The organism is Rhodococcus sp. NPDC060084, from assembly GCF_042730335.1.
Classification (GTDB): domain Bacteria; phylum Actinomycetota; class Actinomycetes; order Mycobacteriales; family Mycobacteriaceae; genus Rhodococcus.
Genome location: NZ_JBHWWX010000031.1, coordinates 42052 through 52544, shown reverse-complemented (window position 1 = coordinate 52544; position 10493 = coordinate 42052). Strand labels below are relative to the sequence as shown.

At 68.0% G+C, this 10493-nt stretch carries 8 protein-coding genes; 6 read left to right on the top strand and 2 right to left on the bottom strand.

The window, feature by feature from the left end; translation table 11 throughout:
* Nucleotides 1-122 precede the first annotated feature (122 nt).
* A complete protein-coding gene (gene otsB / locus ACFWBU_RS15800) occupies nt 123-2681 on the bottom strand; it encodes a trehalose-phosphatase (RefSeq protein WP_169653266.1) in 2559 nt (852 codons plus the stop codon).
* 73 nt (nt 2682-2754) lie between these two features.
* Nucleotides 2755-3411, bottom strand: coding sequence for a cholesterol catabolism transcriptional regulator KstR (gene kstR / locus ACFWBU_RS15795; RefSeq protein ID WP_169622756.1), 657 nt, complete (start codon nt 3409-3411; stop codon nt 2755-2757).
* Between the two features lie 91 nt (nt 3412-3502).
* On the opposite strand from kstR, the gene ACFWBU_RS15790 reads away from it, so the two are divergent.
* The 6 genes from ACFWBU_RS15790 (at nt 3503) to ACFWBU_RS15765 (ending at nt 10466) form a co-directional block, all read left to right on the top strand.
* Complete coding sequence (locus ACFWBU_RS15790) at nt 3503-5638, top strand: acyl-CoA dehydrogenase (RefSeq protein ID WP_378528696.1); 2136 nt, start codon at nt 3503-3505, stop codon at nt 5636-5638.
* A 68-nt stretch (nt 5639-5706) separates the two neighbouring features.
* Nucleotides 5707-6756, top strand: a complete 1050-nt coding sequence (locus ACFWBU_RS15785) for an acyl-CoA dehydrogenase family protein (protein ID WP_169622754.1) — start codon at nt 5707-5709, stop codon at nt 6754-6756.
* Nucleotides 6741-7892 (top strand): acyl-CoA dehydrogenase family protein, encoded by a 1152-nt coding sequence (locus ACFWBU_RS15780; protein WP_169622753.1) that lies wholly within the window; start codon nt 6741-6743, stop codon nt 7890-7892. The genes ACFWBU_RS15785 and ACFWBU_RS15780 overlap by 16 nt, the downstream gene beginning before the upstream one ends.
* Nucleotides 7889-8902, top strand: coding sequence for a bifunctional MaoC family dehydratase N-terminal/OB-fold nucleic acid binding domain-containing protein (locus tag ACFWBU_RS15775; RefSeq protein WP_169622752.1), 1014 nt, complete (start codon nt 7889-7891; stop codon nt 8900-8902). Before ACFWBU_RS15780 ends, ACFWBU_RS15775 begins: the two co-directional genes overlap by 4 nt.
* Nucleotides 8899-9303 (top strand): MaoC family dehydratase, encoded by a 405-nt coding sequence (locus tag ACFWBU_RS15770; protein WP_169622751.1) that lies wholly within the window; start codon nt 8899-8901, stop codon nt 9301-9303. The genes ACFWBU_RS15775 and ACFWBU_RS15770 overlap by 4 nt, the downstream gene beginning before the upstream one ends.
* Complete coding sequence (locus ACFWBU_RS15765) at nt 9300-10466, top strand: lipid-transfer protein (protein ID WP_169622750.1); 1167 nt, start codon at nt 9300-9302, stop codon at nt 10464-10466. The genes ACFWBU_RS15770 and ACFWBU_RS15765 overlap by 4 nt, the downstream gene beginning before the upstream one ends.
* The last annotated feature ends 27 nt before the right edge of the window (nt 10467-10493 follow it).

Below are 10493 nucleotides of genomic sequence, written 5' to 3'. Positions count from 1 at the left end.
GCTACTGCTCGCCGCCCCGGCGCATTCCGGCGTTCCGGTGCTGGAGACGCTCGATACCCAGCTCTGGTTCGGCAAGACCTCCGGCGCCGTCGAGCGCGAGTGGTACGCCGAATAACCGTCTCTCAGCGCGGCGGCCCGGACAGCAACTGGGCACACCGCAACAGCCCGATGTGGCTGTAGGCCTGCGGATGATTGCCGAGCGAGCGTTCCGCCACGGGATCGTATTCCTCGCTGAGCAGGCCGGTCGGGCCCGCAGCGGCGACTAGTTGCGTGAACAGCGCCTCGGCGTCGTTCCGCTGCCCGATCAGGAGATACGCCCCGACCAGCCACGCCGCACAGAGGTGGAAACCGCCTTCGGTGCCGGGAAGCCCGTCGTCGTGCCGGTACCGGTACACCGTCGACCCGCTGCGTAGTTCCGCTTCGGTTGCCTGCACGGTTGCGTGGAATCGCTTGTCGTCCGGGTCCACCAGCCCGGTCAGGCCGATGAACAACGTCGCCGCGTCGAGATCGGTGCCGTCGTACGCCGCGGTGTACGACTGGACGTCTTCGTTCCAGCCCTTCTCCTTGACCTCCTCGGCGATCTCGCGACGAAGCTCGGCCCAGCCTTCACCGGCGGGACGGCCGAACTTCTCCGCGAGGGTGAGTGCGCGGTCGACGGTGAGCCAGCCCATGACCTTCGAATACACGTGGTGCCGCGGGTTGTCGCGGATCTCCCAGATGCCGTGGTCCGGTTCGAACCAGCGGCGCTCGACCGCGAGCACCATGGCGCAGACCAGTTCCCAATCGCGGTCGGTGAGTGCCTGCGCGTGGGCCACGCCCCGCTCCTCGCGCCGATGCGCGAGTTCGGAGATCAGGTCGACGATCGGACCGAATACGTCGAGCTGAACCTGCTGGTTCGCCGCGTTGCCGACGCGAACGGGGCGCGAACCGGCGTACCCCGGCAAGCTGTCGAGGACAGCTTCCGGAGGCAGTGCGCCACCTGCCAGCGTGTACAGCGGATGCAGTCGCTCCGGTCCGGGCAGGGTCTCGAGCACCCCGTGCACCCAGTCGAGGTAGTTCTCGGCTTCTTCGAGCGATCCGACTCTCACCAGTGCCTGTGCGGTCAGCGCCGCATCCCGCAGCCAGCAGTAGCGGTAGTCCCAGTTGCGGACCCCACCGATCTCCTCGGGAAGCGACGTGGTGGCCGCTGCGAGGATCGACCCGGTCGGCGCGTGGACGAGGCCGCGCAGGGTCAGAGCCGAGCGCTTCATGAGATCGGGCTTGAGGGGCGGCAGTTCCAGGTTGTTCGCCCACGTGCTCCAATACGCTTCGGCCTGGGCGCGGCGCTCCTCATGGGGCACCGGATGCTCGCTCAGATCATCTGTACCGCACCGAAGTTCGAGCACGACGTCCCCCTGGGAGGGATCCACGACGGCGTGCGCCGACTGGTGCGCGCCGTCGGTGCTGATGTCCCAGCGCACGCCGGGGGACCGGAGAACGTAGGGCTCGTTGAAACCCATCACCCGGATTCCGTCGTCCGTGACTTCCAAGGTCACCTGTCCCTGTCCGAACTCGGGACGCGGCGCGAAGGTCACCAGTGCGGTCGCGCGGCCGGTGATCACGCGGGTGAGGTCGGTTCGGCCCGGCTCGACGTCGTGCGGCAGGTAATCGATGACGGCGAGGGCAGCCCAGCGGGTGACGACAGTCATCGTCGAGTCCACGTAGCGCTGGCTCAGCGGCAGCGACTCGCGGGTGGGGCCGATCGTGAAGTGGCCGGCGGGTTCTCCGCCGAGCAGGTGGGCGAACAGTGCGGCGGAGTCCGGCTCCGGGTGGCACATCCAGGTGATGGTGCCGTCGGGGGTGACGAGCGCCTTGGAGCGGGGGCTCGCGAGCATCGTCAATCGCTCGATCGGTGCGGCATTGGCACCGGACAACCACGTGCGGCGCTCCTCGAGGAGAAGCGCGAGCGCCGAGTTGACGTCCTCGGTGGTGCCGACCCGGTACTCCGCGGCGGTGTCGCCGTCGCCGACCTTCACACCCACGTCGGGACCGTGCAGTGATGCGAATGCTTTCTCGTCGGTGACGTCGTCGCCGAAGAAGACCGCCGCGGTGGCGGCGTCCTGGTGCCTGATCAGGTCGAGGGCCGCGCCCTTGTCGGTGGCCACGACGGACAACTCGATCACCGACTTGCCTTCGGTGACCTGCACGCCCGGACGCAACGCGAGGTCCCCGCGCGCGATCTCGAGTGCGCGCTCGGCATCCTCCGCGGACGCGTTGCGGACATGCAGGGCGACGCTCGCGGGCTTGGTCTCGATGTGTACGCCCTCGAACTTGTCGGCGACCGACGCGAGTCCGTCGACGAGCACGGTCAGCAGTTGCTTGGCTTCGGGATCGATCTCGTTGATGAAACCGATGTCGAACTCGGAACCGTGGCTGCCGACCAGCTTCACCTCGATGGGGAGACGCGACAGCGCGGCGAGATCCTTCAACGATCGGCCGGAGATCACCGCGGCGGACGTCGAAGGGAGAGCGGCGAGTCCACGCAGGGCGCGGACGGCGTCGGCGCGGGGATACGCCTGCCCCGGGTCGGCGACGATCGGCGCGAGGGTGCCGTCGTAGTCGGTTGCCACCAGCAGCCGCGGAGTACGCGCTGCGGCGACGAGGGCGCGTCGGAGATCGATCGGAAGGTCGTGGGCACTCACGCGAACCAAGGTAAGCGAAGAAAAGCGGCAGAGTGCCGCCGGAGCGGCCTCTGGGGTGGTGTTTCCCGTTACATCAGGCGCCGGCAGTGGCGGACGACGGACGTGCGCCCTCTCCGAGCAGCAGATCGACCGTCAGTTCCAGGCGTCGCGCGACATCCGTCGCGGACGACCGGCGGGTCAGCCAGGCGACCAGGTTGGACAGCCACACGTCGCTGATGACGCGGGCGATCGCGAGTTCCTCTTCGTCGGGCTCGCCGTCGTTCATGGCCTTGGCGAACAACCGGTCCATGAGCTTGCCGACCTGGTCGACCTCGGCGGCGGCGGATGCGTCGGCGAACATGAAGGCGCGCGTCATGGCCTCGGTGAGAAGTGGATCGCGCTGCATCGCCTTGGTGATGAGACTGAGGATGAGGTGCATCCGTTCCAGCGGGCTGTGCCCCGGCGGGATCTTTCCCTTGCTCTCGATCCGGGCGAATTCACGCCCGAGGGCCGAGACCAGCAGGTGGACCTTGGACGGGAAGTACCGGTAGAGCGTGCCCACTGCGACGTCCGCCCGTTCGGCGACGGCGCGCATCTGGACGGCTTCGTATCCGCCCTTCGACGCCAACGCGAGGGTGGCGTCGAGTATCCGCTTGCGACGTTCCTTCTGGGCATTGGAACTGAGATCGTCCTCGGTGAGGGCGGTCAACGTTCCGGTGCCGTTGGAACGTGAGCGGGACGGGGTGGCCATAACTTCGTTTCCTCACGCCTTGACTCTGAACCGGTGTCATATTAGAACACGTTCTAGGTAACCATGTCATTCCGAAAGGCGGAGACCCGCTGTGAGTATCGCCACCACCGAGGAACAGCGGGCCGTTCAGGCGTCCGTACATGCCTGGTCACGAGCCACGGCTCCACTGGCAACCATACGTCGGGAGACCGACGGGGCGTGGCGTGACGGGTGGTCGTCTCTCGCGGAACTGGGACTGTTCGGTGTTGCTGTTCCGGAGGCATCCGGAGGGTTCGGGGCGACCACCGTCGATCTCGCGGTCATGCTCGAGCAGGCCGCACACGAGCTGGCCGCGGGTCCGGTGCTGACCACTGCAGCGGTGGCACTGGTGTTCGGCCGCGGCGGCGACGCGACGGCCAAGACCACCGCGCAACTCGTCGAGGGCGCCCTTCCGGCGGCTCTCGCACTCGACTCCGAGGTGCGGGCGGAACCGGCGACCGAGGGGTTCGTCCTCACCGGTGACGCGGGCCCCGCCATCGCTGCCGAGCCGGGCGTCGCGGTGCTCGTGCGACTGGCCGGGGATCGCGAACGCTGGGCGCTCGTCGACGCCGACGCTGCCGGTGTGCGTCTCGAGCCACTCGACACGCTCGACAAGTCGCGGGCGCTCGCCCGGGTGCGTCTGGACGGTGTCGCCGTGACGGCGGACCGTGTCGTCGAGGTCCCCAGCGGATTCGTGCGGGACCTCACCGCGGGGCTGGCAGCCGCCGAACTCGCCGGCATCGCCGGGTGGGCACTGACGACGGCGGTCGAGTACGCGAAGATCCGCGAACAGTTCGGCAAACCCATCGGCGCGTTCCAGGCCGTCAAACATCTGTGCGCCGAAATGCTGTGCCGCACCGAGAAGATTCGGGCCGTGGCGTGGGATGCGGCACGCGCGATCGATACCGACCCGGACGAGCTTCCCGTGTCGGCGGCCGTTGCGGCTGCCGTGGCACTCGACGCTGCCGTGCAGACCGCGAAGGACTCGATCCAGGTGCTCGGCGGCATCGGCTTCACGTGGGAGCACGACGCCCATTACTACCTGCGCCGCGCCGTCGCCACCCGCCAGTTGCTGGGCGGTTCCACGGCGTGGCGCGCCCGCGTCACCGAACTCGCGCGCGGCGGCGCCCGCCGGCACCTCGGTATCGATCTGTCCGGGCACGAGAACGATCGTGGGCGAATCCGGGACGACATCGCTTCCATCGCAGCGCAACCCGAAGGGCAGCGCCGTACCGCGCTTGCCGAATCCGGGTATCTCGCGCCGCACTGGCCGACCCCCTACGGGCGCGCGGCGGGCCCGGCCGAGCAGATCCTCATCCAGCAGGAACTCGCCGAGGCCGGTGTCGAGAGGCCCGACCTGGTGATCGGATCGTGGGCTGTGCCGACGATCCTCGAGCACGGAACTCCGGCACAGCGAGAACGATTCGCGATGCCGACGCTGCGTGGCGACATCGTGTGGTGCCAGTTGTTCTCCGAGCCCGGTGCCGGTTCCGATCTCGCCGCACTCCGGACCACTGCGGAGAAGGTGGACGGGGGGTGGATCCTGCGTGGGCAGAAGGTGTGGACCTCGCTCGCGCACGAAGCGGATTGGGCGATCTGCCTGGCGCGAACCGACCGCGAGGCACCCAAGCACAAGGGCATCACCTATTTCCTCGTCGACATGAAATCGGAGGGCATCGCGGTATCGCCGCTGCGGGAGATCACCGGCGACGCGCTGTTCAACGAGGTGTTCCTCGATTCGGTGTTCGTTCCGGACGACTGCGTCGTCGGTCCGCTCGGTGGCGGGTGGAAACTCGCCCGCACCACGCTCGCGAACGAACGCGTGGCGATGGGGGGCAAATCGTCGTTCGGTGCGGCGATCGAGGAACTCCTGGAACTGTCCACACCGGGTGACGCCGTCGCCGACGACCGGATCGCCGTACAGATCGGGGAGGCGACCGCCGGGTCGCTGCTCGATCTGCGCACCACGCTCGCCCAGCTGGGTGGGCAAGATCCCGGTGCTGCCTCGAGCGTGCGCAAACTCGTCGGCGTGCGTCAGCGACAGGACACCGCCGAACTCGCCATGGATCTCGCGGGCGAGGCGGGCTGGGTGGAAGGTCCGCTCACCCGCGAATTCCTCAACACCCGGTGCCTGACGATCGCCGGTGGTACCGAGCAGATTCTGCTCACGGTCGCAGCGGAGCGGCTGCTCGGACTTCCGCGGGAGTAGGGGGTCCTTCCCGCGGGACACCACCAAGTGCTACAACTGGAACACGTTCTAGCACGAAGGTGGTAACGGTGGACTTCGCACGTGACGAGACGCAGGAGGACGTTGCCGGCGTCGCGGCCGACCTGCTCGCCCGCGACCTGGGCGCCGACGACCTGTGGAGAGCCATGGCAGAGGCCGACCTGCTGTCGCTGGCCCTGCCCGAGCGACTCGGGGGCTCGGCACTCGGCGTCGCCGAGGCTGCCACCGTGCTCACCGAGGTCGGACGTTCGGCGGCACGGATCCCCGCGCTGCCGACCGTCGGGTTCGGGGTACTTCCCGTTCTCGCCCTCGCCACCGAGGCACAGCAGGACGTCCTGCTCGACGGTGTCCCCGGCGGCGCGGTCCTCTCCGCCGCGCTCGCCGAACCGGGCCGGCCGTTCCCCGGCCGGCCCGGGGCCACCGTCACCGCCACCGACGGCGGGCACGCCGTCACCGGATCGTTCGTGGCCGTGCCCTACGCCGATCGCGCGCGGTTCGTCCTGGTACCGACCGACTCCGGGGTCGTCGCGGTCGACCCGAACGCCGAGGGCGTCACGCTGAGGGAGAGTCCGTCCGCGGTCGGCGACCCCGAGTTCTCGATGCGGCTCGACGGAGCGGTGGGAACCCTGCTCGGCGACGGCCTCGACGGTGCGGAGTCCGTAGCGACGCTCTACCGTCTGGCAATCGCCGCGACAGCCGCCTACTCGGACGGATTGCTCTCGGGAGCAACCGATCTCACTGCCCGCCACGTCAGTGAGCGGCACCAGTTCGGTAAGCCGCTCGCCACCTTCCAGGCAGTGGCCCAGCAGATCGCGGACGTCTACGTCACCGCCCGGACCCTGCACGTCGCCGCGTTGTCTTCGGTCTGGCGTGTCTCCCGAGGTCTCGACGCCGACGACGATCTCGACGTCACCGCGTACTGGATCGCTGCGGAACTTCCTCCGGCCATGCGGGTGTTGCACCACCTGCACGGCGGCATCGGAGTGGATGCGACCTATCCGCTGCACAGATACTCGTCGACCGCCAAGGACCTTGCACGGTGGCTCGGCGGCGCTTCGTACCGACTCGACCTCGTGGGGGCCCGGTGTTCATCGATCTGACCGACGACCAGCGTGCGCTGCAAGCCGAGTTGCGCAGCTACTTCTCGAATCTCGTCTCCGCCGACGAAGCCGCGATCATGCGCACCGAGCGGCACGGCCCCACCTACCGTGAGGTGGTCCGCCGAATGGGTAAGGACGGATGGCTGGGAGTGGGATGGCCCGTCGAGTTCGGCGGCCACGGCTTCGGCGACGTCGAGCAGCAGATCTTCGCCAACGAAGCCATGCGTGCCGACGTGCCGCTGCCCGGTGTCACGTTGCAGACCGTCGGTCCCACCTTGCAGGTCTACGGAACCGACGAGCAGAAGCGGAAGTTCCTCCCCGCAATCCTCGCCGGTGAGGTCCATTTCGCCATCGGTTACTCCGAGCCCGAAGCCGGGACGGACCTCGCGGCGCTGCGCACCACCGCTGTACGTGACGGCGACGAGTACGTGGTCAACGGGCAGAAGATCTTCACCACCGGGGGTCACGACGCCGACTACATCTGGCTCGCTGTCCGCACCGGCTCGGCCGACTCGAGGCACCGGGGTATCTCCATTCTCATCGTCGACACGACCGACCCGGGATTCAGCTGGACGCCCATCATCACGTGCGACGGCGCGCACCACGTCAACGCCACGTACTACAACGATGTGCGGGTGCCGGCGAACATGCTCGTCGGTGAGGAGAACAAGGGCTGGCGGCTGATCACCACGCAGCTCAACCACGAGCGCGTGATGCTCGGACCGGCGGGCCGGGTCGCGGGCATCTACGACCATCTGCAGGACTGGGTGCGACGGCACAACCTCCTGGACGAACCCGACGTGCGCCGCGCACTCGGCGAGATCCACGCGACACATCGGCTCAACGAGCTTCTCAACTGGCAGGTCGCGGCGAGTGAGAACGACGCCGTCGACATCGCCGACGCGTCGGCCACCAAGGTGTTCGCCACGGAACGGATCCAGCGGGTCTGCCGGCTCGCCGAGGAGATCGTCGGACGCCACGGCGACCCGGCCGACACCGACACGGCCGATCTGCTGCGCTGGCTCGACATGATGGCCAAGCGGAACGTGGTGATCACGTTCGGGGGCGGGGTCAACGAAGTGATGCGAGAACTCATCGCCACCGCCGGTCTGGGTATGCCCCGGGTACCGCGGTGACAGGCGCACAGACGGCCGGCGCGGAGAGCACGGCCGACGAGATCCTTGCGGCCGCCGAACGCGTGCGTAACGACGGACCGTCCGCACCCCGCTTCGGTCGCGATCCCGTCAATCTCCCGATGATCCGGAACTGGCTCGAGGCGATCGGTGACGACAACCCGATCTACACCGACGAGTCCGCTGCGGTGGCAGCCGGGCACGACGGTCCGGTCGCACCGCCCGCGATGGCTCAGGTCTGGACGATGCGGGGTCTCGGTGCCGAGCGGGAGAAGGACGATCCACTCGGCCGGATGACGCAGATCCTCGACGACGCGGGGTACACCTCGGTGGTCGCGACCAACTGCGACCAGACCTACCACCGCTATCTTCGCCACGGTGAGCACGTGACCATCGAGTCCACGCTCGAGGATGTGGTGGGTCCGAAGAAAACCGGTCTCGGGGAAGGGTGGTTCTTCACCACCCGCAACGTGTGGAAGGTCGGCGACGAGGTCGTCGCCGAAATGCTGTTCCGCATCCTCAAATTCGCTCCGCCGGGCGAGGCTGCCGACTCCGCCCCGCGGGCCACGGTGCCCGAGGATCTGGACCCGTCACGGATGATGCGGCCGTCCGCATCGCGCGACACGCAGTTCTTCTGGGACGGCGTCGCCGGCCACGAGTTGCGCATCCAGCGCCGCCCCGACGGCACGTTGCAACACCCGCCGGTACCGGCGCTGTGGCTCGACAAGGACGAGACGACCGACTACGTGGTGTCGTCGGGCCGGGGTGCGGTGTTCAGTTTCGTCGTCCACCATGCCCCGAAAGTTCCGGGCCGGCAGGTTCCCTTCGTCGTCGCGCTCGTGGAACTCGACGAGGGCGTGCGCATGCTCGGAGAACTCCGGGGAATCGACCCGTCGGACGTGAGAATCGGAATGCCCGTGGAGGCAACCTATCTCGACTTTCCCGGCGACGACGACACCGAAGGAACCCCGTGGACGCTGTACGCCTGGAAGCCCCTCGAGGAGGATTCGTGAGCATCGATGCGGTGACGGCAGGGCAGGCGCTCCCACCCTTGTCGATTCACGCCGACCCGACGTTCGTCGTCTCGACGGCGTTGGCCACCCGCGACTTCCAGGACGTGCACCACGATCGCGACAAGGCGCGGCAGCGCGGGTCCGAGGACATTTTCGTCAACATCCTCACCGACACCGGCCTCGTCCAGCGGTACGTCACGGACTGGGCAGGTCCTCGTGCCGTCGTGCGGTCGATTTCGTTACGCCTCGGCGTGCCCTGGTACGCGTACGACACCCTCACACTCGCCGGCACGGTGGCGGCCGTCGACGACGGTCTGGTCACCGTCGACGTCGTCGGGCGTAATGCGCTGGGCGACCACATCACCGCGAAGGCCACCCTCGTGATCGGAGATGCCGAATGAGCGGTCTGTCGGGCAGGGCGGTCGTGGCGGGCATCGGTGCCACCGACTTCTCGAAGGATTCCGGCCGGAGCGAACTGCGACTCGCGGCGGAAGCCGTGCGGGACGCGCTCGACGACGCCGGACTCGCCCCCTCCGACGTGGACGGCCTGGTCTCGTTCACGATGGACACCAATACCGAAGTCGCGGTCGCGCGAGCGGTGGGCATCCCGAACCTGAAGTTCTTCTCGCGCATCCATTACGGCGGCGGTGCGGCCTGCGCCACCGTGCAGCAGGCGGCGATGGCTGTCGCGACCGGCGTGGCCGACGTCGTGGTTGCGTACCGCGCGTTCAACGAACGTTCCGGCGCGCGATACGGGCAGGTGAACAGCACGCTCGCCGCCCAGGTCAACGCCTCCGGTACCGACAACGCGTTCTCCTACCCGCACGGGTTGAGCACACCCGCATCGTTCGTCGCGATGGTGGCGCAGCGGTACATGCACGTCTCGGGTGCCACCGGTGCGGACTTCGGAGCGGTGGCCGTCGCGGACCGCGCCCACGCGGCGAACAACCCGAAGGCGTTCTTCTACGGAAAACCCATCACCCTGGACGACCACCAGAATTCCCGCTGGATCGCGGAACCGTTGCGGCTGCTCGATTGCTGTCAGGAATCGGACGGGGGTGTCGCGCTGGTGGTGACCACACCGGAGCGTGCGAAGGATCTGAAGCAGGTGCCCGCGGTGATCGCGGCGGCGGCGCAAGGCAGCGGACCGGACCAATACATCATGACGAGCTATTACCGCGACGGGCTCGCAGGTCTCCCGGAGATGGGCATCGTCGGGAATCAGCTGTGGGAACAATCGGGCCTCGGCCCGAAGGACATTCAGACTGCGATCCTGTACGACCACTTCACGCCGTACGTGCTCATGCAACTCGAGGAACTGGGATTCTGTGACCGGGGCGATGCGAAGAACTTCGTGGCCGACGGGATCGAACTCGGTGGCAGGCTGCCTATCAACACCCACGGTGGGCAACTCGGCGAGGCGTACATCCACGGCATGAACGGAATCGCAGAAGCGGTCCGCCAGATCCGCGGGACGTCGTGCAACCAGGTCGACGACGTCGAGAACGTGCTCGTCACAGCGGGCACGGGCGTGCCGACGTCCGGTCTCGTCCTCACCCGCTGAACTGCGATCGGGCGCGGACGGATCCCA